The organism is Heliomarina baculiformis (assembly GCF_019966545.1).
In the GTDB taxonomy this organism is placed as follows: Bacteria; Pseudomonadota; Alphaproteobacteria; order Rhodobacterales; family Rhodobacteraceae; genus Heliomarina; species Heliomarina baculiformis.
On record NZ_JAIMIC010000004.1, the window covers coordinates 1 to 23465 of the forward strand.

Sequence of the window (23465 nt, forward strand, 5' to 3'; positions counted from 1 at the left end):
AACTCTATGATCCAACCGAATGCTGGAACTACTTCAAGGCTGCCGGGTATGCCTCAAGTTAATTTAGAAACGCTTTAAATTTTTGCCGATTAACTGTGGCGGCGCAAAGGCGGATCGGTGAAAAAAGCTTGGAAAATCGCGAATCTAGGCGTGCTACAGGAAATCCGGTTGGGGCATGCCAAGGATGTGATACCCGCCGTCCACGCGGATAATCTCGCCTGTCGTGCAGGCACCTGCATCGGAAGCCAGATAGACTGCGGTACCGCCGACGGCCTCGAGCGTTGCGTTGCTGCGCAGGGGGGCATTCTGATCAGTATGCTTGTAGGTCTTGCGCGCCCCGCCAATGGCGGCGCCGGCGAGAGTTTTCATCGGGCCGGGGCTGATGGCGTTGACGCGAATGCCTTCTGGGCCGAGATCGTTCGCGAGATAACGTGTCGCCGCCTCAAGAGCGGCCTTGGCGACCCCCATCACGTTATAGTTCGGGACGACGCGGTTCGACCCTTGGTAGGTCAGGGTCATCAGCGTGCCGCCATTGTCCTTCATGAGAGGATAGGCGCGGCGCGCAACCTCGATGAAGGAATAGGCCGAGATATCCATCGAATTCTTGAAGTTAGCGCGGCTGGTGTTGAGGAACCGCCCGGTCAGCTCCGACTTGTCGGAGAAGGCGATAGCGTGGACAAGAAAGTCAATGGTCGGCCATTTGCTGGCAAGCTGTTCAAAGGCCGCATCAAGCGAAGCGTCATCGGTCACATCGACATCGACCATAAAGTCCGAGCCGACGCTTTGCGCCAGTGGTTCCAGCCGTTTGCCGAATGCCTCTCCCTGATAGGAAAAGGCCAGTTCAGCGCCTGCTTCGGCCATGGCCTTTGCGATGCCCCAAGCGATTGAGCGGTCATTAGCGACCCCCATGACCAGACCGCGTTTTCCCGACAATTGCTTTGACATTCTCAGCTCACCCAACCGTTTATCGTTTTTTATCCATTGTACCTGGAGAGGATCATCGACCCGTTCGTGCCGCCGAACCCGAATGAGTTGGTCATCACGCTGTCCAAGCCGGCATTTTCCACCAGTTCCGTCGCGATTTCCCGGGCATTCAGCTTGGGATCGAGCGTTTCGACATTGATCGAGCGGGCAATAAAGTCATTTTCCAGCATAAGCAGGCTGAAAATCGCTTCAAGAGCCCCGGCGGCGCCCTGTGCGTGGCCCGTCATCGACTTGGTCGAGCTGATCGGGGGCGTGGTGCCTTCGCCAAACACACGTCGCACCGCTTCGACTTCGCCGACGTCGCCGACCGGGGTCGAGGTGCCGTGGGCATTGATGTAGCCGACTTTCCGGTCCTCCGGGAGCGTTTGCAACGCAAGACGCATGGCCCGTTCGCCGCCTTCACCCGAGGGTGCCACCATGTCGTGCCCGTCGCTGGTTGCCGCGAAACCGGTCACTTCGGCATAGATCTTGGCGCCACGCGCCTTGGCATGTTCGAGCTCTTCCAGAACGACGATGCCACCGCCGCCGGTAATCACGAAACCGTCGCGATTTGCATCGAAAGCGCGCGAGGCCTTTTCAGGTGTGTCGTTGAACTTGGAAGACATCGCGCCCATTGCGTCGAACAGGCAGGACAGGGTCCAGTCGAGTTCTTCGCCGCCACCAGCAAACATGACGTCTTGCTTGCCCATCATGATCTGTTCAGACGCGCTGCCAATGCAATGCAGCGAGGTCGAGCAGGCGGAGGTGATCGAGTAGTTAATGCCCTTGATCTTGTAGGCCGTCGACAGATTGGCGCTGATCGTTGAGGACATGCATTTCGGCACGGCGAAGGGACCAATGCGCTTGGTCGCGCCGGATTTCAGCACGGTCTGGTGCGCGCTCAGCATGGCCGAAGTGCTCGGCCCGCCAGAGCCTGCGATAAGGCCCGTGCGCGGATTGACGATGTCGCCTTCTTCCAGTCCCGCGTCGGCAATGGCCTCGGCCATCGCTATATGCGCATAGGCGGCACCCGGCCCCATGAAACGCAATGTACGCTTGTCCACATGTTCGGACACATCGATTTTCAGCGTCCCGGCGATCTGGCTGCGAAAGCCATGTTCGGCCATTTCCGCACTGGATTCGATCCCGCTTTTCCCGGATTTCAGGGCGGCGAGAACCTCGTCCCGATTGTTTCCGATGGACGAGACGATGCCCAGCCCTGTGACGACGACGCGGCGCATTGGCGGTCTCCTTTTTGGTGATGTCCCGTACAGGAACTCAGGCCTGGGCTGTCGCCAGACCCACCTTCATATCTGTTACGGAATAAATCTCTTCCCCGTCCGCGACAACCCGTCCATTGGCGACGCCAATCTTGAGCTTGCGGTCGATGACGCGGGTCATATCCACGTAATATGTCAGCATCTTGCGATCGGGCTTGACCATGCCGGTCAGCTTGACCTCACCGACACCAAGCGCCATGCCCTGACCCTGCATGCCGCGCCAGCCAAGGTTGAACCCGGTGAGCTGCCACAGGCCATCGAGGCCAAGACAACCGGGCATGATCGGGTTGCCGGGGAAATGGCAGTCAAAGAACCAGAGGTCCGGGGTGATGTCGAATTCGGCGATCACATGGCCTTTACCCGCACTGCCGCCATCATCGCTGATCTCGGTAATCCGGTCCATCATCAGCATCGGCGGAAGCGGCAATTGAGCGTTCCCGGGGCCGAAGAGTTCGCCACGGGCGCATTTCAGTAAGCCTTCTTTGTCAAAGCTGCTTGGGTATTGGGCCATTCTGGCGCGTCTCCTGCTCCTTGTATGGTGAACCCTCTAGCACCCGTCCCGCCGGTCCTGCAAGCCTGCGGCATAGTCGCCTCTGGCCGGGTCGCAAACGGCGGTTGCAAGGAATTTTGTTTGAATGTTCACCTCTGCGACCCTTATATATCATGTAAATCTGTGAGACGAGGATTGGGATGACACCGGACGTTACGGAAACCGCAACCAAATGGTTGGGCACCGCAGGTCTGAGACCGACGCGGCAGCGCGTGGCGCTGGCCGAGTTGCTGATTGGCGACGGCAAGCATCGCCATGTGACCGCCGAAAGCCTCTTTGAATCCGCACGCGCATCCGAGGCACCGGTATCCTTGGCGACCGTGTACAACACGCTGCGGGCCTTTTGTGACGCGGGTTTGCTACAGGAAGTTACCGTGGACGGATCGAAGAGCTATTTCGACACGAATACGATAGATCACCCGCATTTCTTCTGGGAAGACGAAGGTCACCTGACTGACGCGCCCTCGGATCAGCTTGTCATCTCACGGGTGCCCGATGCGCCCGAAGGTGCCGAAATCGCTTCAGTTGATGTGGTGATCCGTCTCCGCCGCCGTTAGGTCGGCAGGTATCCACAGTTCCACAGTGATTCGCCTTTGGCGGGGTAGTTCTGCGGTAGGAACCTACCAAGTGGTTCACAGGCCGCAACTTCAAAGAGACAAAGATGCGCCCGATGAATTTCTGAGCATTTGCTGAAATTTCATCGAACAGCCTGCGTTCATGACGCTCAATCAGCGCCACGGTAAAGGTGGACACCGGTAATGCCCAGCGGGTGGTTGCAATCCTCCCTCGATAGGGCGCATCCAGAACCTGCACTGTTTGCGGTCGACACTGCCCGCGCACGGGTATTTGTGGTAAGTACCCGACGCGACGCTTCTCACGGCGTCGCAGCGGCGGGCCGAGGAAAACGTCAGTGCTGCCGCTTCAAGAGAGCTAGGATAGGATATGAAGAAAGACATTCGCCCCGACCACATGACAGAGATCGAGTGGAAGACGCGTCAGGATCTGGCGGCTTGCTACCGCCTTGCTGCGCTGCACCGCATGACCGACCTGATCTATACCCATATCACGGCACGGGTCCCTGACGAGGATGATGCCTTTCTGATCAACCCCTATGGCTGGCGCTGGGAAGAGATCACAGCGTCTTCGCTCGTCAAGATCGATACAGACGGGAACAAGCTGGACGACAGCCCCCATGACGTCAATCCGGCCGGTTTCACCATCCATTCAGCCGTTCACCGCGCCCGCCACGATGCATCTTGGGTGATGCATACGCATACGCGCGCCGGCGTCGCTGTTTCCTGTCTTGAGGAGGGGCTGCTGCCGCTGAACCAGATCGCGCTGCAGTTTTACGGTCGCGTGGGTTACCATGATTTTCAAGGCATCGCACTGGATCTGGCCGAACGGGACAGCATTGTCGAAGACCTTGGCGACAATCCTGTGCTGATCCTCAGAAACCACGGTCTGCTGACCGTCGGCGGCAGCGCTGCCGAAATGTACAGCAACATGTTTTATCTGGAACGTTCCTGCGAAATTCAGATGTCCGCGCTGTCGGCAGGTCGAAAAATTCAGGAGATACCCAAAGCTGTCTGCGACCACACTGTAGGTCAATATTCGCAAGGCTCCGACTCTGCTGGTCTTAATCTCGAATGGCAGGCCCATCTGCGCAGCATCGAGGCGATTGACCCGACCTATCGCACCTGAACGATCCAAACAGTGGTTCCGTGTTCACTGGCGCGGGGCCGCTATACGCCTCGCATCTGAGGCTCGATCTCTCTCGCCTCAGATATCTGGGTTCCGGAAAAGCGCGTTGCGCCCGCTCAGAACCACTGTCCGGGTTCAATTAATCCCAGTTCCAGCAATTGCCGGGAATGCCATTCGAATTCGATCGAATTGCGCCAGTTGAAGGTGCTGATATCGAAGGAAGAGCCCGGATTGCGCTTCAGCGCCTTGGCGGTGCGGAATGAACAGATCGCTGCCGTCAGGTTGTTGTGCCACGGACAGGCGTAGGTATTGAACTCTTCTTCGCTGAGCGTGTGATCCGCCCGTAGCGTCAGCCCCGGTTTCGCCCGGAACAGGCCGATGCGGTCGATGCGGCGCTTGCCGGCCGGAACGTGTTCCTCGAACCGCCATCGCAGCCCGCCAAAAAAGTCCAGTTGGCGGTCAAAGGGTTTGCCGGTGTCCGGATTCGTGCGGGCCAGCGCGTAATAACCGGACTTGTCCAGATATGCATGATCCAGAGAGACCGCGCCCGGGCTGGTCGTGAGATCGCCCGCGTAAAGGTCGATTACGTAGGTCAACATCGCCTCGCGGCGCTCCTCGCGGTGAAACCGCAGCATCTCATTGACCGAACGCGTTTCACAGAACGGATAAAACAGGTATTCCGAGTTGAAGCAGTAGTAGAGCCATTGCTCGGGTGCGGCGGCGATCAGGTGGTTCATGGCGTCGATGACCGCCATGGCGGGCAGAGGGTCAAAATCGATCCGTTGCACGCGCGACGCGACATCCGGTGCAAGAAGAAAGGTCTCTGGCATCAGTGCCAGAACGGTTTCGAACCCGCATTCCAGATGATGACGGAGGGTCGTGTCGATTTCGACCGTGTCCTCGACAAAGATCGCAGCAATGGGACCGGCGGGTTTGCTGCCGCTCCCGAGATACGCGTCGAGAGAGGGATATCTGCGCTCCGCCCCGTTCATGCTTTCCCTCTGCTGGCAACTTTGCGCAGAATCCGCTAATCGCCCCAACATTGCAAGCCATCAGCGATGCGTCTAGATGATGGCGTTTACCGCGAATCCGGAGGCCCGACATGACTGAGCCGAAAAAGCTGTTTCTCAAGACCTATGGCTGTCAGATGAATGTCTATGACAGCGAACGCATGGCCGAAGCGCTGGGCGGCGAAGGCTATGTCGAAACGGACCGACCGGAAGACGCAGATATGATCCTGCTGAACACCTGTCACATCCGGGAAAAGGCGGCCGAGAAAGTCTATTCAGAACTGGGCCGTTTCCGGGGGCTGAAAGCGGACAAGCCAGATCTCAAGATCGGTGTCGCAGGCTGTGTCGCTCAGGCCGAGGGGGCCGAGATCATGCGCCGACAGCCGCTGGTCGATCTGGTGGTCGGTCCGCAAAGCTATCACCGGCTTCCCGAGATGGAAGCAAAGGTGCGCGGCGGCGAGCGGGCGCTCGACACGGATTTCCCCGAAGAGGACAAGTTCGAAAAGCTCAAATCGCGTCCCAAGGCCAAGCGCGGGCCGACCGCATTTCTCACCGTGCAGGAAGGCTGCGACAAGTTCTGCGCCTTCTGCGTGGTTCCCTATACGCGCGGCGCCGAAGTCAGCCGTCCGGTTGATCGCATCCTGACCGAAGCGCGCGATCTGGTTGAGCGGGGCGTGCGGGAAATCACCTTGTTGGGTCAAAACGTCAACGCCTATCACGGCGAGGCGGCAGATGGCGACTGGACGCTGGCAAAACTGATCTGGGCGCTGGACAAGATCGACGGTCTGGAGCGCATTCGTTTCACCACCTCGCACCCCAACGACATGGGCGAGGACCTGATCGAGGCCCATGGCGAATGCGCCAAGCTGATGCCCTACCTTCATCTGCCGGTGCAGTCCGGATCGGACAAGATCCTGAAACGGATGAACCGTAGCCACACGGCAGAGAGCTACCTGCGCCTGATCGAGCGTATTCGCGCCGCACGTCCCGATATCCTGATGTCGGGCGATTTCATCGTCGGTTTTCCCGAAGAGACCGAAGAGGATTTTCAGGCCACGCTCGATCTGATCGAAGAGGTGCGGTACGGTTATGCTTATTCTTTCAAGTATTCGACCCGCCCGGGGACGCCCGCCGCTGAGCGCGCGCAGCTTGACGAAGATACCAAGAATGAACGCTTGCAGCGACTGCAGGGACTGATCTCTCGCCAGCAACGCGAAATTCAGGACGAGATGGTCGGTCGTGTCGTGAACGTGCTGTTCGAGAGGGAAGGGCGCATTCCGGGGCAGATGGCGGGGAAGTCCGAGTATCTGCATGCTGTGCACGTCAAGGACGCTGGGCTCGATATCGGTGAAATGGCCCCGATCCGGATCGTGGAGTCCGGTGCGAACTCCCTTGCCGGCGTCCGCGTCGATTAAACACTTCGTTAATCGTAGCCAAATTAAATCAATTGAAAGCGATTCGCTGCTGCTGGCGAGTGCTTGCAAATTGAGTTAACGGCAGTTCGTTTCCAATTCAGGGGCAATGCCGCTTGCGCGCGATGACTGTGTCTGGTCTGTCGCGGCTTGCACGCGATTTGCCGCAATTTTGCCCCATTTGGATTCTGATCGCCTAGGGTCGCGTCTGCGGGCTGTCGCGCCAAGTCGGCGGCATCTCGTGTGCCCGGAGAAGTCGGGATGAAGGAAGGGTTCGGAAGTGAAATTCAATGCAAGGTCGGCTGCGGGCTTTATGGGGGCTCTCTTCGCCGCAATCGTCGTGACCCTGACCCCGGTCGCGGCTTTCGCTCAAAGTCAAAGCAAGGGTGAACGCTACATCCCTTCGATCTGGGTCGACCCCGATGGATGTGAGCACTGGGTCATGGACGATGGCGCTGAAGGATACATGACGCCGCATGTCAATCGCGAGGGTCATCCGATCTGTCGGCGCGGCAAGGTCTGCGGCATCATGCCGACCGATCAGTTCTTTGCAACTGACCAATACGCCATCAGCCGCGCAGGTCAGCAGCGCCTGAAAGAGTTCTTTGCGAAAGCCAGCGCGCCATCGGGATTTATCATCACCGGGCATACGGATAACCGCGCTTCGGACGAATACAACATGCGGTTGAGCGAGCGTCGCGCCGCCTCGGTCGCACGCGTTGCAAAGGCGGTCGGCGTGCGCATCAACGACGTACGGGGCTATGGCGAACGGCAGCCAAGGGCAAGCAACGACACGGCCAAGGGCAAGGCGCAGAACCGGCGCGTCGAAATCATTTGCCTGCAATAGGAATGCGATCATGAAATACGCAAGAGTTGCCCTCGCATTGCTAGCGACCGCGAGCTTAACCGCATGCGGCGCCAACCTCGGCGAAATGGGCGCGGACCGTGGCATCGATTCCAAAGGTCTCGGGACTTTGCAGGCGGGTGTATGGGTCGATCCTACGGGGTGCGATCACTGGATCATCGATGACGGTCTCGAAGGCTATCTGAGCCAGCGACTCGACCCCTATGGGCGTCCGGTCTGTTCGGGTATCGCGCCGCCGAATACGGCTGTCGGCCCCTTCAAGGCAGGTACGGCCATTCCCGACACGATCTGATACGCGCCAGCCTACGAGGCGTGCGTCGCCAGGGTATGCGGTCAGCCTTTTTGATTCAAATTTACGAAATCGCTTGATCTGCGCTTGCGCGGTCGTGGCGAAGTTGGCACCCTTGAACCAGACGTCCAATACAGGAGAGCGGATTGGCCATAGGTGCCCTGAACCCACCGCAGACAACCAACGCAGCTCATGAGGCGTTGATTGAATTTCCCGACAACCGGTTGCTCATCGATTTGTGTGGTGAATACGACCGGAACCTTGCCGAGATTGAAAAGAAGCTGAGCGTACAGATCCTGAGGCGTGGCAACCAGCTCGCCGTGCTTGGTGAAGACGAGATGCGCCGTCAGGCCGTCGACGTATTGCAGTCTCTTTACTCCAGGCTTGAAGCCGGCCGACAGGTCGAACCGGGCGACATCGACCGCGAACTGCGGATGAGTCCTCCGGAGGCAGATGCCTCTACCGGAACGCAGCTCGAGATGTTCCGAGGTGGCAAAGTCGAGATCAAGACCCGCAAGAAGATGATCGAACCGCGCACCGATGCGCAAAAAGCCTATGTCCAGTCGCTCTTTGAAAATGAGCTGGCTTTCGGCATTGGTCCCGCAGGTACGGGTAAAACGTATCTTGCAGTCGCGGTTGGGGTGAACATGTTCATCAACGGGCTGGTCGACAAGATCATCCTGTCGCGCCCCGCAGTCGAAGCCGGTGAAAAGCTTGGCTTTCTTCCCGGCGCGATGGAGGACAAGGTCGATCCTTACATGCAGCCTCTCTATGATGCGCTGAACGATTTTCTTCCGGGGAAACAGCTTGCCAAGCTGCGAGAGGAAAAGACCGTCGAGATTGCGCCACTGGCATTCATGCGGGGCCGGACGCTTTCCAACGCTTTTGTTGTTCTGGACGAGGCGCAGAACGCGACCACCATGCAGATGAAGATGTTCCTGACCCGTCTGGGTGAAGGATCGCGCATGGTTATCACAGGCGACCGGACCCAGATCGACCTTCCGCGTGGAACCGCATCGGGTCTTGCGGATGCCGAGCGGTTGTTGAAATCCATTCCGAACATCAGCTTCAACTATTTCACCTCCAAGGATGTGGTGCGTCACCCGCTGGTTGCCGCGATCATCGAAGCCTACGAATCCGATCCCGGACCGAGTTGATCCTGCCCTTGCAACCGGGGCCTTCCCTGCCTAGCTGCACATCACGGTCGGACGTGAAAGGGTTTGGATGCCGGTAGAGGTGGTGACGGAAGATTCGCGTTGGGATGATCTCGGTCTGGAGGATATTGCGGAGAAAGTGAGCGCCGAGGCGCTGGCGTATCTGGGCCTCGACCCGGATATCTGCGACATCACGCTGCTGGCTTGCAACGATGCGCGCATCGCCGTGCTAAATGCCGATTTTCGCGACAAGGGCCAGCCGACCAACGTGTTGAGTTGGCCGAATGCGGAACTGGCACCCGAGCGCGAGGGTGAAAAACCTGATTTGCCCGATCCTGACATTATGGGGGAGCTGGCGCTCGGCGACATCGCGATTGCCTATGAAACTTGTGCGCGCGAGGCTGCGGAAAGCGGAAAATCGCTGAATGACCACAGTACGCATCTGGTTCTTCACGGACTTTTGCATTTGTTGGGCTATGATCACATCCGTGACGGGGATGCCACGTTGATGGAAGGCCTCGAAACAACTATACTTGGCAGATTGGGGTTGGATGACCCATATAGCGATTAATTGGGCTTTTACGGCCTTTTTCGGATAAGGACAGATGGGCGACATAGAAGGCAGTTCTAACGCGGCGCAACGCGCGCTTCCCGAGACAGATGAAGACCACCACACCGAGGACCAGCCCGAGGAACGGACAGGATTTTTCGGTCGTATTCTCGAGGTTTTTTCACCATCCGAAGAAGAGGAGTCCCTGCTTCTTGCAGGGCGAGGACCGCTTTCCGAGGCGCCACGCGGGCTGATGAATCTCCGCCGGATGCGCGTCGAGGATGTGGCTATCCCAACGGCTGAAATCGTTGCCGTGCCGAATACCATATCCAAGGACGATCTGGTCAGCATCTTTCGCGATACCGGCATGACACGGATCCCGGTCTATGAAGGCACGCTGGATACACCGACCGGTTTCGTCCATCTCAAGGACTTTGCCTTGATCCACGGCTTTAACGGCGGGACGACAGAGTTCGATCTCGACTCCATGCTGCGGCCTCTGCTCTTTGTGCCTCCCTCAATGCCTATTGGCGTCCTTCTGACCAAGATGCAGACGGAACGGCGCCACATGGCGCTTGTGATCGACGAATATGGCGGTGTGGATGGGCTCGTCACCATCGAAGACCTGATCGAACAGGTCGTTGGCGAGATCGAGGATGAGCACGATACCGATGAAGACAAGACCTGGGTCAAGGAAAAGCCCGGTCAGTACATCGCGCTTGCCAAGACTCCGCTTGAGGAATTCGAGGCCGAGATAGGCCAGTCGCTGACCGATCACGAAGAGGTGGACGAGGAAGAGATCGATACGCTTGGCGGTCTCGTATTCATGCTCTCGGGTCGTGTGCCGACGCGGGGCGAAGTCGTGTCGCATCCCGACGGTCCCGAGTTCGAAGTGGTCGACGCTGACCCGCGCCGTATCAAGCGTCTCCGAGTACGGTTGCCCGGCAAGACTGCATGACAATTCTGAAATCGTCGCCTCTGCTGCTGCGCATGGCTTTGGCGGCGATGCTCGGTCTCGTCGCGGCGCTGGGGCTTGCACCCTATGAAATCTGGCCCCTGACGCTTGTTTCTCTCGCTGCGGTGCCGCTCCTGATTCATCACAGCGCTGGATTCTGGCGCGCAGCTTGGATCGGCTGGGCCTACGGCACAGGCTACTTCGCGCTCGCGCTTTCGTGGATTGTCGAGCCATTCTTTGTAGATGCGGCCCGTGACGCATGGCTCGCCCCTTTCGCGCTGATTTCCATGGCTGGGGGGCTTTCTTTGTTCTGGGCGCTCGCTTTCGGCCTTGCGCAGCTTTTCTCGGGTCGCGGGCCGACCCGGACAGTCTTGTTGATCCTGTTCTGGACACTGGCAGAAATGGCGCGCGGCTATGTCCTAACCGGGTTTCCATGGGCCGCACCCGCGCAAATCTGGGTAAGCACACCCGTGCTGCCGCTGCTGGCTTGGACCGGTCCACAGGGTCTTACGCTAATCACGCTGTTCGTTGCGCTGTCGTTAAGCCTGATTGCCGCACCGGGGCCGCGACGCTTCCTCGGGTTGCTGCCCGGTCTGGCCCTGCTGGTTGCGACCTTGATCGTCGCGCCGCCGCAGGAAACCAAAATGACCGGCAAGACCGTGCGTCTTGTGCAGCCGAATGCGCCGCAGGACCAGAAATGGGATCCCGACTTCATGCCGGTGTTTTTCAACCGGCAGATTGAATACACCGCTGCTAGGCCTCGCCCCGATCTGATCGTCTGGCCCGAGGCATCGCTAAGCAGTTATGTCTATGGTGTCGAAGATCCGCTTGCCGAACTCGAACAGGCAGCGGCGGGTGTGCCGCTTGCCATCGGGCTGTTGCGGCCGGACGAGGTGGGGTTCTACAATTCGCTGGCCTACTTCGATCAGGCCGGCGACATTACGCAGGTGTATGACAAGCATCATCTGGTGCCATTCGGGGAATATATACCGTTCGGCGGGCTGCTTGACGGTCTCGGGATTCAGGCCATTGCCGACATCTCGGCTGGCGGCATGAAGTCGGGCCCGGGTCCCGAACTGCTCGATTTCGGCAGCTTGGGCAAAGCGCTCCCCCTGATCTGCTACGAAGCAGTATTTCCCCAAGACGTGAACCGCGCAGAGGGCAGGGCGAGTTTCCTTTTGCAGGTCACGAATGACGCGTGGTTCGGGTCCGGATCCGGTCCTTATCAGCATCTCGCGCAGGCGCGCATGCGGGCCGCCGAACAGGGTTTGCCGATGATCCGTGTGGCCAATACCGGCGTTTCTGCCATGATCGACCCCTACGGAAGGATAATCGGAAGCCTCCCACTGGGAACAGCCGGTTACATCGACCTGCCGCTTCCAAACCCTCTTCAGCCCAGTTTTTACAGCAGGACCGGAGACTTACTGGCGCTTTTTGTGACGCTTTTGGGGATTGTCGGGGTTTCTATACGAAGTGTCTTTATAAAAGCGCTCAAGAAAGATTGACCGCGCGCTCGCAGCCGCGTAACCCTCTCAAAGCCCATCACAACGGCTTCCTGACGTGATGGTGAATGATCAATGGAGCGCTTTCATGGCACGCGATAACTATATTTTCACTTCGGAATCCGTTTCCGAGGGACACCCTGACAAGGTTTGTGACCGTATCTCCGATGCGGTGCTCGACGCATTCCTCTCCGAGGAGGCCGAAGCGAGAGTCGCGGCCGAAACTTTTGCCACCACGAACCGGGTCGTGATCGGTGGCGAAGTGGGGCTGTCCGATCAGGACAAGCTCAAGGACTACATGGAACGGATCGAGGGCATCGCCCGCGACTGTATCAAGGACATCGGCTACGAGCAGGACAAGTTCCACTGGGAAACCTGCGAAATCACCAACCTTTTGCATGAGCAGTCCGCGCATATCGCGCAGGGCGTCGATGCGTCCGACAACAAGGACGAAGGTGCTGGCGACCAGGGCATCATGTTCGGGTTCGCGACCAATGAGACCGATGCTCTCATGCCCGCGCCGATCCAGTTCAGCCACGCGATTTTGCGCCGGCTGGCCGAGGTCCGCAAGAACGGCACCGAACCGGCGCTTGGCCCCGACGCCAAAAGCCAGTTGTCCGTTCGCTACGAAAACGGCAAGCCGGTTGGCATTCATTCTCTCGTTCTGTCGACCCAGCATCTGGATCCCGACCTGAACTCTGACGACATCCGCGCGATTGTCGAACCCTACATCACCGAAGTCCTGCCCGATGGCTGGCTGACCGATGAAACGATCTGGCATGTCAATCCGACGGGCAAGTTCGTGATCGGCGGTCCCGATGGCGACGCCGGTCTGACAGGGCGCAAGATCATCGTCGACACCTATGGCGGCGCTGCGCCGCATGGTGGCGGTGCGTTCTCCGGCAAGGATCCGACCAAGGTGGACCGATCCGCCGCTTATGCCGCGCGTTATCTCGCCAAGAACGTCGTCGCCGCAGGCATGGCCGACAAATGCACGATCCAGCTTTCCTACGCGATCGGGGTTTCCGAACCGCTTTCGATCTACGCGGAAACGCATGGTACGGGTGAGGTTGCTCCGGCGGATATCGAAAAAGCCGTCCGTAAGGTCATGAGCCTGACGCCGCGCGGCATTCGCGAAAAGCTGCAGCTTAACAAGCCGATCTACCAGCGCACCGCCGCATATGGTCACTTTGGCCGCGAACCGGATGCGGATGGCGGTTTCTCTTGGGAGAAAACCGATCTGGTCGACGCTCTCAAGAGTGCGATCTGACATTGATAAAAAGGTTCGGGCGGGAGATCTGCCCGAACCTCCTCTGAGGTTTTCGCCATGTTGTACCTCGCGCAAATCGCGGTCACGGTCTTCGCGCTCTGGCTTGGCGCGCATCCCGTGTTGGCGGAACAGGCAGAACCAAGTTTCCCGTCCAAATTCACGCTCTCCGACGTAACGCTTGTTTATGATACCGAATCCACAGGCGCGGATGAGCCTGCAGGCATCACCTCGGATGACGTAGAGACCCTCCTCAAGATCCTGCGTTCAGATGAATCCATCCGCCGTTTGCAGATCAATTCCTCTGGCGGGTCGGTCTATGCGGCGCAGCAGATCAGCGACATCATCATCGATTTCGGCCTCGATACGCATGTTCACGGCGATTGCGACAGTTCCTGTGTTACGATCTTTCTTGCCGGCAAAAACCGGACCATGTCGCGCGGATCGCGGATCGGCTTTCACCAGATTTTCTGGTCGGCCGAGAACATCGCTTCTTACTACGACCGCGAAAGGGGCGAGCAAGGCTGGGCCACGCCCTATGATTTCGCGGCCTGGATGTATCTCGACACGCAGGATGAGATGTACGCGCATCTCAAATACATCACCTCGCGCGGGGTGGACCCGGCCTTTGCCATTGAAACCATCCGCAACCCGCAGGCTGAAATGTGGCGCCCCTACCGGGCGGAACTGCTCGAGGCCGGTGTTCTGACCGAATAACCCGTCATTGCCCTGCGCCTGCACCTCGGCTAGAGCAGCGCGCATGACGCATCCCGATCGCCCCCGCCGAAACTTTTATGGTCGCCTGAAAGGCAAGTCTCTCAAGAAGAGTCAAAAGTCCTATCTGGACGAAGACCTCTCTGCCCTGTCACCCGGGTCGGTTGGATGGGATGAGAACCCGTCGCGGGACAACCTTGATCTTTCAGCGCTTTTCAATGGCAAACCCGTCTGGCTCGAGGTCGGCTTTGGCGGTGGCGAACACCTCGTCCATCAGGCCAGCGAAAATTGCGATATCGGGATCATCGGGGCAGAACCTTATATCAACGGTGTCGCGATGCTCTTGGGCAAAATTCGCCGCGCAGGTGTCGAAAATCTTGCCGTGCATCCCGGTGATGTGCGCGACCTTTTCGATGTCTTGCCGGATCAGAGCATCTCCAAGGCGTTCCTTCTTTATCCCGACCCCTGGCCCAAGGCACGGCATCATCGCCGTCGCTTTGTCACGCAGGAACATCTTGTCCCGCTTGCGCGCGTACTCAAGCCCGGCGCGGAATTCAGGGTGGCGACCGATATCCCCGATTACGTGCGCCAGACACTCGAGGAAGTACCGCAGGCCGGGTTCGAATGGCTGGCGGAATCGCCGGGCGACTGGCGAAACCCTTGGACGGATTGGCATTCCACGCGGTACGAACAAAAAGCCCTGCGCGAAGGCCGGACGCCGCATTATCTGACCTTCCGCAAAACCTGAGCGCCGTCGCTTTTCCGGACGTACCGGTCATCTGGGTCAAACTCAGATTTCGGTCTCCTAACATCCCTGACTTCCAGCGATGGACGCTGGATCAAGGGTGGTTTACAACCGCGCCGACAAAACAGGCGAGGTAGGCATGTCCGCACACGGCACCCCCATTCCCATGACATCGATCCCCTGCGGTCCGCTGGCTGGCACGGCTGATGTGCCGGGCGACAAGTCGATCTCACACCGGTCATTGATCCTTGGCGCAATGGCGGTTGGTGAAACGAAGATCACCGGCCTTCTCGAAGGCGAAGATGTGCTCGACACGGCCAAGGCCATGCGGGCCTTCGGTGCCGAGGTGACCCGCCACGACGATGGCAGCTGGAGCGTGTTCGGCGTGGGTGTAGGTGGTTTTGCCGAACCGGATCAGGTCATCGACTGCGGCAATTCGGGCACCGGTGTCCGGCTGATCATGGGCGCCATGGCGACCTCTCCTATTTCGGCGACCTTCACCGGCGACGCGAGCTTGAACAAGAGGCCTATGGCCCGCATCACAGATCCGATCTCGCTGTTCGGTGCGCAATCCGTCGGCCGGGCAGGGGGGCGGTTGCCGATGACGATCGTCGGCGCGGCGGACCCCGTACCGGTGAATTACACCGTGCCGATGCCCTCAGCCCAGGTGAAATCGGCCGTGCTTCTAGCCGGTCTGAACGCCCCGGGCAAAACGGTTGTCATTGAAAAGGAAGCAACCCGAGACCATACGGAACGGATGCTGGCCGGTTTCGGCGCAGAGGTAACCACCGAGGAAACAGAAGAAGGCCGCGTGATCACCCTCACCGGTCAGCCGGAACTAAAGCCCCAGACCATTGTCGTGCCTCGCGACCCGTCGAGCGCCGCCTTCCCGGTCTGTGCGGCGCTGATCGTTCCCGGCTCTGACGTGCTGGTCCCCGGTATCGGTCTGAACCCGACCCGCGCCGGGCTGTTCACCACCTTGCGCGAAATGGGGGCAAACCTGACCTATGAAAACGAACGCGAAGAAGGCGGCGAGCCGGTTGCCGATCTCCGCGCGCGTTTTTCGCCCGAAATGAAGGGGATCGACGTCCCGCCGGAACGGGCCGCCAGCATGATCGACGAATACCCGATCCTTTCCGTTGTTGCGGCCAATGCCAGCGGTATCACCATGATGCGGGGCGTAAAGGAATTGCGAGTCAAGGAAAGCGACCGGATCGACGCGATGGCGACGGGGTTGCGGGACTGCGGAGTCGATGTCGAAGAGGGCGACGATTGGTGGTCGGTCACCGGAATGGGGCCGGGCATGGTCACCGGTGGCGCAACCTGCCAGAGCCATCTGGATCACCGGATCGCCATGTCCTTTCTTGTTCTCGGCATGGCCGCAAAAGCTGCGGTTTCGGTCGATGACGGCGCGCCGATTGCCACGTCCTTCCCGATTTTCGAGCCGCTGATGTCGGACCTTGGCGCGTCGATCCACCGTGTAAATAAGGATGCGGCATGATCTTTACCGTCGCAATCGATGGCCCCGCCGCCGCGGGCAAGGGCACGATCTCAAAGGCAATTGCCGCACGTTTCGGACTGGCGCATCTGGACACAGGGCTGTTGTACCGAGCAGTAGGCGCGCGCACGCTTCGCGGTTTCGGCGCCGTGGAGGCAGCGGAGAAATTGCAACCCGATGATCTGCAGGCCAGCAACCTGCGGACCGCCGAGGTCGCGCAAGCGGCCAGCAGGGTCGCGGTCATTGCCGACGTCCGCTCGGCGCTAACCCAGTTCCAGCGCGATTTCGCGCGGCGCGAAGGTGGCGCTGTTCTGGACGGGCGGGATATCGGCACCGTGATCTGCCCCGAAGCCGAGGTGAAGCTTTTTGTCACCGCAAGTGCCGAGGTACGGGCGCAGCGGCGTTTCGCGGAATTGCAGGATGGCGGCAGCGAAACGACCTATGAACAGGTCCTCGCGGATGTGAAGGCCCGCGATGAGCGGGACATGAACCGCGCCGAGGCGCCTCTGAAACCCGCCGCAGATGCGCTTTTGATCGATACCAGTACGCTCAGCATCGAGGATGCAGTCGCAGCAGCGGCAGCGCAGGTGGAACAGCGTCTCTGACGCGTTTGACCTGACCAAACGCAAATTCTCCGGCAGTTTTCGCCGATAAGGGGGCCGCATGCAGCTGGCCCTTGCCAAAACCCGCTAGCATCCTGTATAGCGCGCGGGTCACAAAAGGCGAAATCACGCCGCAGAGCAGAAATACAGGCAGGGTCGGAGACTACCGGCCCTATTTCTCTTTGTGGACCGTCCGACCAATCCCAAGACCGGCGGAGACAACCGCGCGGCCAGTCAAAACCGAAGAAAAGGAAACCTGAGACCACATGGCTCAAGATACATCGATGGAGGAATTCGAAGCCCTCCTTAACGAAAGCTTCGAAATGGACACGCCGGACGAGGGTTCGGTTGTCAAAGGCAAGGTCATCGCGATCGAAGCGGGCCAAGCCATCATCGACGTAGGCTACAAGATGGAAGGCCGCGTCGAACTCAAAGAATTCGCAAATCCCGGTGAAGCACCCGACATCAGCGTAGGCGACGAAGTCGAAGTCTTCCTGCGTCAGGTCGAAAACGCCAAGGGCGAAGCGGTCATCAGCCGCGAAATGGCCCGCCGCGAAGAAGCCTGGGATCGTCTCGAAAAAGCCTATGCAAACGAAGAGCGTGTCGAAGGTGCGATCTTTGGCCGCGTCAAAGGCGGTTTCACCGTCGATCTGGGTGGTGCCGTTGCATTCCTGCCCGGTTCGCAGGTCGATGTGCGCCCCGTGCGCGACGCTGGCCCGCTGATGGGTCTCAAGCAGCCGTTCCAGGTTCTCAAGATGGACCGTCGCCGTGGCAACATCGTTGTGTCGCGCCGCGCGATCCTCGAAGAGTCCCGTGCCGAACAGCGCGCCGAAGTCATCGGCAACCTCACCGAGGGTCAGGCAGTCGACGGCGTGGTCAAGAACATCACCGAATACGGTGCGTTTGTTGACCTTGGCGGCGTAGACGGCCTGCTGCACGTGACCGACATGGCATGGCGCCGTGTGAACCATCCTTCCGAGATCCTGCAGATCGGCGAAACCGTCAAGGTTCAGGTCATCAAGATCAACAAGGACACGCACCGCATCAGCCTCGGCATGAAGCAGCTTCAGGAAGATCCGTGGGATCTGGTCGGCGCCAAGTACCCGCTGTCCTCTGTCCACATGGGCCGCGTCACGAACATCACCGATTACGGTGCGTTCGTCGAACTGGAGCCGGGCGTCGAAGGTCTGGTCCACGTTTCCGAAATGTCCTGGACCAAGAAGAACGTCCATCCGGGCAAAATCGTGTCCACCTCGCAAGAGGTTGAGGTCATGGTTCTGGAAATCGATCCGTCCAAGCGCCGTGTCAGCCTTGGTCTCAAGCAGACCATGCGCAACCCGTGGGAAGTGTTTGCAGAGACCCATCCCGAGGGCACCGAAGTCGAAGGCGAAGTCAAGAACATCACCGAATTTGGTCTGTTCATCGGCCTCGAAGGCGACATCGACGGCATGGTTCACCTCTCCGACCTGTCCTGGGACGAGCGTGGCGAAGACGCGATCCAGAACTACCGCAAGGGCGACATGGTTCAGGCCGTTGTCTCCGAAGTCGACGTTGAGAAAGAGCGTATCTCGCTCTCGATCAAGAACCTCGGCGGTGACAAGTTCGCCGAAGCGGTTGGCGGCGTAAAGCGTGGCTCGATCGTGACCGTGAACGTCACCTCGATCGAAGACGGTGGCATCGAAGTGGAATATGAAGGCATGAAATCCTTCATCCGCCGCTCCGACCTGTCCCGTGACCGTGCCGAACAACGCCCCGAGCGTTTCTCGGTTGGCGACAAGGTCGATGTGCGCGTGACCAACGTGGACAGCAAGACCCGTCGTCTGGGCCTGTCGATCAAGGCACGCGAGATCGCGGAAGAGAAAGAAGCCGTCGAACAGTACGGTTCGTCCGACTCCGGCGCGTCGCTCGGCGACATTCTCGGCGCAGCGCTCAAGGGCGACGAGTAAGCCTCACACGAAAGCACAAGCTTTCGCTGACAAAATCGAACCCCGCTGCCGAAAGGTGGCGGGGTTTTTCTTTGCGCGCCTGCCGTCCTTTCCGGATCGGAAAGGTGTAAATTGGTTAACTGGGTCAAGTATCGCCGCTGCCGAATCGTCTGAACATGGTTCGTGGAAACGCTGAAATTTCAGAACAACCTGTGCGGAATCGGTCGACGGACCAGCCTCCGCAGGCATCCATTGGTGTTAACCCGCCGAAAATTTCTTTCATATTCTGATAGTTCTGGTCTAAATACATATTCAATGCTCCAATAGATCTTGCGAATCCGACTGCTCGAAAAAGATGCCTTGGGAGGGGCGCAAAAATGATCCGGTCAGAATTGATACAGAAAATCGCTGATGAGAATCCGCACCTCTATCAGCGCGACGTGGAGCGGATTGTGAACACGGTCTTCGAAGAGGTCACCGAGGCGATGGCCCGGGGCGATCGGGTGGAACTTCGCGGTTTTGGCGCATTTTCTGTCAAAAAACGGGATTCAAGGGTTGGCCGCAACCCGAGAACAGGCGAAACGGTTCATGTAGAAGAGAAGCACGTGCCCTTTTTCAAAACGGGCAAGTTGCTTCGCGACCGTCTGAACGGAAAGTAAATAAATGCGTTACGTCCGCTATATCGTGCTTGCCGCGATTGCGATTCTTCTGATTTCTGTTTCCCTCGCCAACCGCGGGCTGGTCGAGTTGAAACTCGTGCCCGACGAACTCGCGACCTTCCTTGGTCTCGAATGGTCGATCACGCTGCCGCTGTTCGTCGTCGTTCTTGGCGGTGTGGTGGCCGGTCTGGTCATCGGTTTCATCTGGGAATGGCTGCGCGAGCACAAGCATCGCCGCGAGGCAAGCGTGAAATCGCGCGAAGCCCAGAAGCTGGCGCGCGAGGTCGACCGGCTCAAGAAAGACAAGCACAAGGAAAAGGACGAAGTTCTGGCCCTGCTGGAATAGCGCCTTTCGACCGCTTTCAAATCCCGCCCGGCGCGGATAAGCACGTATCATGAATACCCGAATGAAATTCTGCGGGCTGCGCACGCCCGCCGACGTCAGCGCGGCCGTCGAGGCCGGGGCCGCTTACGTCGGCTTTGTCTTTTTCCCGCCGTCTCCGCGCTATCTGAAGCCCGAGGATGCAGCACCGATTGCGGCGCAGGTTCCCGAAGGGATTGCCAAGGTGGCGCTTGTGGTTAACGCGGATGACGAGCTGCTGGACCAGATCACCGAAACCGTGCCCATCGATATGTTGCAACTGCACGGCAAAGAGACGCCCAAGCGTCTCGCCGAGATCAAGCAGCGCTATGGCCTGCCGGTGATGAAGGCCGTGGGCGTCGCAGGTCCTGAAGACCTTGAAAAGCTCGACACCTACCTCCGTGTCGCCGATCAGGTTCTCGTGGATGCCAAACCACCCAAAGACGCGACGCTGCCAGGTGGCAACGGGCTTGCTTTCGACTGGCGTCTAATTGCTGGCCGCCGCTGGCCGGTGCCGTGGATGCTGGCCGGAGGGCTGACCGACGCAAATGTCGCCGAGGCGATGCGTCTGACCGGGGCGCGTCAGGTCGATGTTTCTTCGGGCATCGAAACCGCCCCGGGCATCAAGGATTCCGTCCTGATGCAGTCCTTTGCAGAAGCCGTCCGCACAGCTTGAACGGCCGATTCCCGCTGGCAATGCCGGGGCACGGCGTTTATGTGGAACAAAGCATAGAAATGAGGGTCCGCAAATGCCTGACGATCTTTTCAATTCCTTCATGACCGGCCCTGACGAAAATGGCCGTTTCGGCAAGTTCGGTGGCCGTTTCGTCTCGGAAACCCTGATGCCGCTTATCCTGAGCCTTGAAGCGGAATACGAAAAAGCCAAGACGGACCAGTCGTTCTGGGACGAGATGGACGACCTCTGGACCCATTATGTCGGGCGTCCCAGCCCGCTCTATCACGCCGAGCGCCTGACCGAACATCTGGGCGGCGCCAAGATCTATATGAAGCGGGACGAGCTGAATCATACCGGCGCGCACAAAATCAACAATGTGCTGGGGCAGATCATCCTTGCCCGCCGCATGGGAAAGACCCGGATCATCGCTGAAACCGGCGCAGGTCAGCATGGCGTCGCGACCGCGACCGTCTGCGCCAAGTTCGGTCTGAAATGCGTGGTCTACATGGGTGCGCATGACGTGGAACGGCAAAAGCCCAACGTCTTCCGCATGCGTCTGTTGGGCGCCGAAGTGATCCCGGTCACATCCGGCCGCGGCACGCTCAAGGACGCGATGAACGACGCGCTGCGCGACTGGGTGACCAATGTGCGCGATACCTTTTATTGCATCGGCACCGTGGCCGGTCCGCACCCCTATCCGGCGATGGTCCGCGATTTCCAGTCGATTATCGGCAAGGAAGTTCGCTGGCAACTGGCCGAGGCCGAGGGAGAAGGCCGACTGCCCGATACGGTTGTCGCCGCGATTGGCGGTGGCTCCAACGCGATGGGCCTGTTCTATCCGTTTCTCGACGATGACGAGGTCAATATCATCGGTGTCGAAGCCGGTGGTAAAGGCGTGAACGACAAGATGGAGCATTGCGCCTCGCTGACCGGCGGGCGTCCCGGCGTGCTTCACGGCAACCGTACTTACCTCTTGCAGGACGACGATGGCCAGATCCTCGAAGGCTTTTCGATCTCTGCGGGGCTCGACTATCCCGGTATCGGCCCCGAGCACTCTTGGCTGCATGATGTAGGGCGCGCGCAATACGTCTCGATCACTGACAAGGAAGCGCTTGAGGCGTTCCAGCTTTGCTGCACGCTCGAAGGCATCATTCCCGCGCTGGAACCCAGCCATGCGCTGGCCCACGTGACCAAGATCGCACCGGATCTGCCTGCTGACCATGTCATCGTGATGAACATGTGCGGTCGTGGCGACAAGGACATCTTTACCGTCGCTGCCGCGCTTGGTTTCGAGATGGAAGAAAAGGACTGATACCCAAGTCCTGTTCCTGAGCAATTTATAGCCCGGCACGCCTGTTGCCGGGCTTTGTTGTTCGTGCCACTTGCTTCGCACGTAGGGAAAAGCCAGACTCGCCCTCGAATTGCATTTGGCAGAGGAAGTGAAGGCCGGTTAACCTGACCCCGACAGCGGGAGGCGAACCATGCGTTTCAATGTTTTCATTCTGTTTCTCTGGGCAACGGTTATTGCTGCCGGATCTGTCGCCGCGCAAAGCCCCGTGGATACCGTCCGCTGGATCTATACCTCGCTATCCCAGTCGGGACCGGCTGATCAGAAAGGGCTGGCGTATATCCGGGCACCTGAGCGACGCGCGCAGTACATGACCAATCGCATGGTCACCCTGTTCAATGCGAACGATACATACGGCGACGATCTCGCCAGCGCCTGTATCGATTTCGCGCCCGAGATTCCCGGCAATGATTTCGACGCGGCCGAAATCGCCCGCACTCTCCAAACCACGGCCGAGGGTGATGACCAGGCTCTAAGCGTGACGGCTCAGTTCAGCAATTTCGGAACACCGGCCGAGATCGTCTATGACTTTATCCCCGAGGATGGTTTCTGGAAGATCGACGATATCGAGGGACCGGGATGGCGTCTGTCGCAAATACCCTGCACCGCCGCTTCTGCCCCGTCAGGCGGTGCCCTGACCGGGTATTGCTATGTTACGGACAACGCCTCGCTCCGGCTTCGCGTCGATAATGCGGGACATGGCGAGTTCGAATTCGACAGCCTTGGCGCAAACGGTCATTTCTGTGGGGCGCTCGGTCCGGTTGGTCCGATGCCCGGCGGCTGGGTTTACCAGGAAGATTTTCAGGGCGCGCAATGCCGGATTGAAATTACCGTGACGCCCGAAAGCGGATTGCGCCTGATTGACGTGGATGGCGGTTGCAAGATGTCATTATGCGGCCAGCGGGCGGTTATCGGGGAGAGGGTATTTTCCCGCGCTGATCAATTGGATTGCGCACAAATTCCCCAGTAATGAATCCTGTTATTTAGATTTTTCGGAACTGTGCATTTCCAGCACTTCCATTGAAACAACCTCCAGCGTACGCTTGTGCGTGGCCGACAGATTCACATTTGGTGCGCAGCCTTCGTCGGCCGCTTGCAGGAAGCGCCCGGCGCAAAGACACCACTGATCTCCGGGTTTAAGCCCCTCGAAACGGAATTCCGGACGTGGTGTGGACAGGTCGTTGCCAACATATTTGGAATAGGCGAGAAATTCCTCGGTCATCTCGGCGCAGACCGTATGAATCCCCTGATCTTCCGCACATGTATTGCAATGCCCGTCCCGAAAGAAACCGGTCACTGGCTTGAAGGAACATGGCGTAAGAGCCTCGCCCAATACGTTCAGTTTCTCGTCCGGTTCCATTTCCGCCACCCTCTCAATGAAACAATGCAGCTCGTACCGAGACATCATAATACCAGCATTAAGTGGCTTCTTAAAGCCG

At 58.9% G+C, this 23465-nt stretch carries 25 protein-coding genes and 1 riboswitch; of the genes, 20 read left to right on the forward strand and 5 right to left on the reverse strand.

From position 1 onward, the window contains the following. Positions 1–153 precede the first annotated feature (153 nt). From MF268_RS09880 to fabA, 3 genes are read right to left on the reverse strand one after another with little or no spacing between them, the layout of a single operon-like run. A complete protein-coding gene (locus MF268_RS09880) occupies positions 154–945 on the reverse strand; it encodes an enoyl-ACP reductase FabI (RefSeq protein WP_238370709.1) in 792 nt (263 codons plus the stop codon). Positions 946–974: 29 nt separating this feature from the next. Then, complete coding sequence (gene fabB / locus MF268_RS09885) at positions 975–2204, reverse strand: beta-ketoacyl-ACP synthase I (protein ID WP_238370710.1); 1230 nt, start codon at positions 2202–2204, stop codon at positions 975–977. Positions 2205–2241: 37 nt separating this feature from the next. Then, positions 2242–2754 carry a bifunctional 3-hydroxydecanoyl-ACP dehydratase/trans-2-decenoyl-ACP isomerase gene (fabA, locus tag MF268_RS09890; protein WP_238370711.1) on the reverse strand — a complete coding sequence of 171 codons (513 nt, stop codon included), beginning with the start codon at positions 2752–2754 and terminating at the stop codon, positions 2242–2244. A 179-nt stretch (positions 2755–2933) separates the two neighbouring features. Here fabA and irrA point away from each other — a divergent pair, with 179 nt between their 5' ends. After that, complete coding sequence (irrA, locus tag MF268_RS09895; RefSeq protein ID WP_088632143.1) at positions 2934–3350, forward strand: iron response transcriptional regulator IrrA; 417 nt, start codon at positions 2934–2936, stop codon at positions 3348–3350. 385 nt (positions 3351–3735) lie between these two features. Further along, the gene (locus MF268_RS09900; RefSeq protein WP_238370712.1) at positions 3736–4494 is read left to right on the forward strand and encodes a class II aldolase/adducin family protein; all 759 of its coding nucleotides are present in this window, start codon (positions 3736–3738) and stop codon (positions 4492–4494) included. Positions 4495–4610: 116 nt separating this feature from the next. On the opposite strand, the gene MF268_RS09905 is transcribed toward MF268_RS09900, so the two are convergent. Beyond that, the gene (locus MF268_RS09905) at positions 4611–5486 is read right to left on the reverse strand and encodes a hypothetical protein (protein WP_238370713.1); all 876 of its coding nucleotides are present in this window, start codon (positions 5484–5486) and stop codon (positions 4611–4613) included. A gap of 110 nt (positions 5487–5596) precedes the next feature. Here MF268_RS09905 and miaB point away from each other — a divergent pair, with 110 nt between their 5' ends. The 18 genes from miaB (at position 5597) to MF268_RS09995 (ending at position 22996) form a co-directional block, all read left to right on the forward strand. Beyond that, entirely contained in the window at positions 5597–6919 is a 1323-nt protein-coding gene (miaB, locus tag MF268_RS09910; protein ID WP_238370714.1) for a tRNA (N6-isopentenyl adenosine(37)-C2)-methylthiotransferase MiaB, read from the forward strand. Between the two features lie 310 nt (positions 6920–7229). Continuing rightward, positions 7230–7763 (forward strand): OmpA family protein, encoded by a 534-nt coding sequence (locus MF268_RS09915; protein WP_273544991.1) that lies wholly within the window; start codon positions 7230–7232, stop codon positions 7761–7763. 10 nt (positions 7764–7773) lie between these two features. Continuing rightward, positions 7774–8073 (forward strand): hypothetical protein, encoded by a 300-nt coding sequence (locus MF268_RS09920; RefSeq protein ID WP_238370716.1) that lies wholly within the window; start codon positions 7774–7776, stop codon positions 8071–8073. Positions 8074–8216: 143 nt separating this feature from the next. Beyond that, positions 8217–9227 carry a PhoH family protein gene (locus MF268_RS09925; protein ID WP_238370717.1) on the forward strand — a complete coding sequence of 337 codons (1011 nt, stop codon included), beginning with the start codon at positions 8217–8219 and terminating at the stop codon, positions 9225–9227. Between the two features lie 67 nt (positions 9228–9294). Then, complete coding sequence (gene ybeY / locus MF268_RS09930; protein WP_238370718.1) at positions 9295–9795, forward strand: rRNA maturation RNase YbeY; 501 nt, start codon at positions 9295–9297, stop codon at positions 9793–9795. Positions 9796–9829: 34 nt separating this feature from the next. Continuing rightward, a complete protein-coding gene (locus MF268_RS09935) occupies positions 9830–10732 on the forward strand; it encodes a hemolysin family protein (RefSeq protein WP_238370719.1) in 903 nt (300 codons plus the stop codon). Further along, positions 10729–12234, forward strand: a complete 1506-nt coding sequence (gene lnt, locus MF268_RS09940) for an apolipoprotein N-acyltransferase (RefSeq protein ID WP_238370720.1) — start codon at positions 10729–10731, stop codon at positions 12232–12234. Before MF268_RS09935 ends, lnt begins: the two co-directional genes overlap by 4 nt. Before the next feature lie 31 nt (positions 12235–12265). After that, a riboswitch (SAM-SAH riboswitch) is annotated at positions 12266–12314 on the forward strand. A gap of 5 nt (positions 12315–12319) precedes the next feature. Continuing rightward, positions 12320–13501 (forward strand): methionine adenosyltransferase, encoded by a 1182-nt coding sequence (metK, locus tag MF268_RS09945; RefSeq protein ID WP_238370721.1) that lies wholly within the window; start codon positions 12320–12322, stop codon positions 13499–13501. Positions 13502–13558: 57 nt separating this feature from the next. Beyond that, the gene (locus MF268_RS09950; RefSeq protein WP_238370722.1) at positions 13559–14215 is read left to right on the forward strand and encodes a COG3904 family protein; all 657 of its coding nucleotides are present in this window, start codon (positions 13559–13561) and stop codon (positions 14213–14215) included. 43 nt (positions 14216–14258) lie between these two features. Beyond that, positions 14259–14960 (forward strand): tRNA (guanine(46)-N(7))-methyltransferase TrmB, encoded by a 702-nt coding sequence (gene trmB / locus MF268_RS09955; RefSeq protein ID WP_238370723.1) that lies wholly within the window; start codon positions 14259–14261, stop codon positions 14958–14960. 136 nt (positions 14961–15096) lie between these two features. Beyond that, entirely contained in the window at positions 15097–16458 is a 1362-nt protein-coding gene (gene aroA, locus MF268_RS09960) for a 3-phosphoshikimate 1-carboxyvinyltransferase (RefSeq protein WP_238370724.1), read from the forward strand. Beyond that, positions 16455–17060 (forward strand): (d)CMP kinase, encoded by a 606-nt coding sequence (cmk, locus tag MF268_RS09965; protein WP_238370725.1) that lies wholly within the window; start codon positions 16455–16457, stop codon positions 17058–17060. The genes aroA and cmk overlap by 4 nt, the downstream gene beginning before the upstream one ends. A gap of 263 nt (positions 17061–17323) precedes the next feature. Then, the gene (gene rpsA, locus MF268_RS09970; RefSeq protein ID WP_198952215.1) at positions 17324–19003 is read left to right on the forward strand and encodes a 30S ribosomal protein S1; all 1680 of its coding nucleotides are present in this window, start codon (positions 17324–17326) and stop codon (positions 19001–19003) included. Positions 19004–19359: 356 nt separating this feature from the next. Further along, positions 19360–19641 carry an integration host factor subunit beta gene (gene ihfB / locus MF268_RS09975; protein ID WP_088632130.1) on the forward strand — a complete coding sequence of 94 codons (282 nt, stop codon included), beginning with the start codon at positions 19360–19362 and terminating at the stop codon, positions 19639–19641. 4 nt (positions 19642–19645) lie between these two features. After that, the gene (locus MF268_RS09980) at positions 19646–19987 is read left to right on the forward strand and encodes a lipopolysaccharide assembly protein LapA domain-containing protein (protein ID WP_238370726.1); all 342 of its coding nucleotides are present in this window, start codon (positions 19646–19648) and stop codon (positions 19985–19987) included. A 49-nt stretch (positions 19988–20036) separates the two neighbouring features. Next, a complete protein-coding gene (locus tag MF268_RS09985; protein ID WP_238370727.1) occupies positions 20037–20678 on the forward strand; it encodes a phosphoribosylanthranilate isomerase in 642 nt (213 codons plus the stop codon). 73 nt (positions 20679–20751) lie between these two features. After that, a complete protein-coding gene (gene trpB / locus MF268_RS09990) occupies positions 20752–21990 on the forward strand; it encodes a tryptophan synthase subunit beta (RefSeq protein WP_238370728.1) in 1239 nt (412 codons plus the stop codon). A 169-nt stretch (positions 21991–22159) separates the two neighbouring features. Next, positions 22160–22996 carry a hypothetical protein gene (locus tag MF268_RS09995; RefSeq protein WP_238370729.1) on the forward strand — a complete coding sequence of 279 codons (837 nt, stop codon included), beginning with the start codon at positions 22160–22162 and terminating at the stop codon, positions 22994–22996. A gap of 9 nt (positions 22997–23005) precedes the next feature. On the opposite strand, the gene MF268_RS10000 is transcribed toward MF268_RS09995, so the two are convergent. Next, complete coding sequence (locus MF268_RS10000; protein WP_238371125.1) at positions 23006–23386, reverse strand: DUF2237 family protein; 381 nt, start codon at positions 23384–23386, stop codon at positions 23006–23008. Between the last annotated feature and the right edge of the window lie 79 nt (positions 23387–23465).

What these genes read in the sequence shown, in the direction of transcription:
- MF268_RS09900 (WP_238370712.1), top strand. Translation starts at nt 3,736, where the DNA reads ATGAAGAAAGACATTCGCCCCGACCACATGACAGAGATCGAGTGGAAG.
- miaB (WP_238370714.1), top strand. Translation starts at nt 5,597, where the DNA reads ATGACTGAGCCGAAAAAGCTGTTTCTCAAGACCTATGGCTGTCAGATG.
- aroA (WP_238370724.1), top strand. Translation starts at nt 15,097, where the DNA reads ATGTCCGCACACGGCACCCCCATTCCCATGACATCGATCCCCTGCGGT.
- MF268_RS09980 (WP_238370726.1), top strand. Translation starts at nt 19,646, where the DNA reads ATGCGTTACGTCCGCTATATCGTGCTTGCCGCGATTGCGATTCTTCTG.
- MF268_RS09995 (WP_238370729.1), top strand. Translation starts at nt 22,160, where the DNA reads ATGCGTTTCAATGTTTTCATTCTGTTTCTCTGGGCAACGGTTATTGCT.
- ihfB (WP_088632130.1), top strand. Translation starts at nt 19,360, where the DNA reads ATGATCCGGTCAGAATTGATACAGAAAATCGCTGATGAGAATCCGCAC.
- MF268_RS09920 (WP_238370716.1), top strand. Translation starts at nt 7,774, where the DNA reads ATGAAATACGCAAGAGTTGCCCTCGCATTGCTAGCGACCGCGAGCTTA.
- irrA (WP_088632143.1), top strand. Translation starts at nt 2,934, where the DNA reads ATGACACCGGACGTTACGGAAACCGCAACCAAATGGTTGGGCACCGCA.
- MF268_RS09905 (WP_238370713.1), bottom strand. Translation starts at nt 5,486, where the DNA reads ATGAACGGGGCGGAGCGCAGATATCCCTCTCTCGACGCGTATCTCGGG.
- fabB (WP_238370710.1), bottom strand. Translation starts at nt 2,204, where the DNA reads ATGCGCCGCGTCGTCGTCACAGGGCTGGGCATCGTCTCGTCCATCGGA.
- MF268_RS09950 (WP_238370722.1), top strand. Translation starts at nt 13,559, where the DNA reads ATGTTGTACCTCGCGCAAATCGCGGTCACGGTCTTCGCGCTCTGGCTT.
- MF268_RS10000 (WP_238371125.1), bottom strand. Translation starts at nt 23,386, where the DNA reads ATGGAACCGGACGAGAAACTGAACGTATTGGGCGAGGCTCTTACGCCA.
- MF268_RS09880 (WP_238370709.1), bottom strand. Translation starts at nt 945, where the DNA reads ATGTCAAAGCAATTGTCGGGAAAACGCGGTCTGGTCATGGGGGTCGCT.
- MF268_RS09935 (WP_238370719.1), top strand. Translation starts at nt 9,830, where the DNA reads ATGGGCGACATAGAAGGCAGTTCTAACGCGGCGCAACGCGCGCTTCCC.
- trpB (WP_238370728.1), top strand. Translation starts at nt 20,752, where the DNA reads ATGCCTGACGATCTTTTCAATTCCTTCATGACCGGCCCTGACGAAAAT.
- trmB (WP_238370723.1), top strand. Translation starts at nt 14,259, where the DNA reads ATGACGCATCCCGATCGCCCCCGCCGAAACTTTTATGGTCGCCTGAAA.
- cmk (WP_238370725.1), top strand. Translation starts at nt 16,455, where the DNA reads ATGATCTTTACCGTCGCAATCGATGGCCCCGCCGCCGCGGGCAAGGGC.
- fabA (WP_238370711.1), bottom strand. Translation starts at nt 2,754, where the DNA reads ATGGCCCAATACCCAAGCAGCTTTGACAAAGAAGGCTTACTGAAATGC.
- metK (WP_238370721.1), top strand. Translation starts at nt 12,320, where the DNA reads ATGGCACGCGATAACTATATTTTCACTTCGGAATCCGTTTCCGAGGGA.
- MF268_RS09915 (WP_273544991.1), top strand. Translation starts at nt 7,230, where the DNA reads ATGGGGGCTCTCTTCGCCGCAATCGTCGTGACCCTGACCCCGGTCGCG.
- lnt (WP_238370720.1), top strand. Translation starts at nt 10,729, where the DNA reads ATGACAATTCTGAAATCGTCGCCTCTGCTGCTGCGCATGGCTTTGGCG.
- MF268_RS09985 (WP_238370727.1), top strand. Translation starts at nt 20,037, where the DNA reads ATGAATACCCGAATGAAATTCTGCGGGCTGCGCACGCCCGCCGACGTC.
- rpsA (WP_198952215.1), top strand. Translation starts at nt 17,324, where the DNA reads ATGGCTCAAGATACATCGATGGAGGAATTCGAAGCCCTCCTTAACGAA.
- ybeY (WP_238370718.1), top strand. Translation starts at nt 9,295, where the DNA reads ATGCCGGTAGAGGTGGTGACGGAAGATTCGCGTTGGGATGATCTCGGT.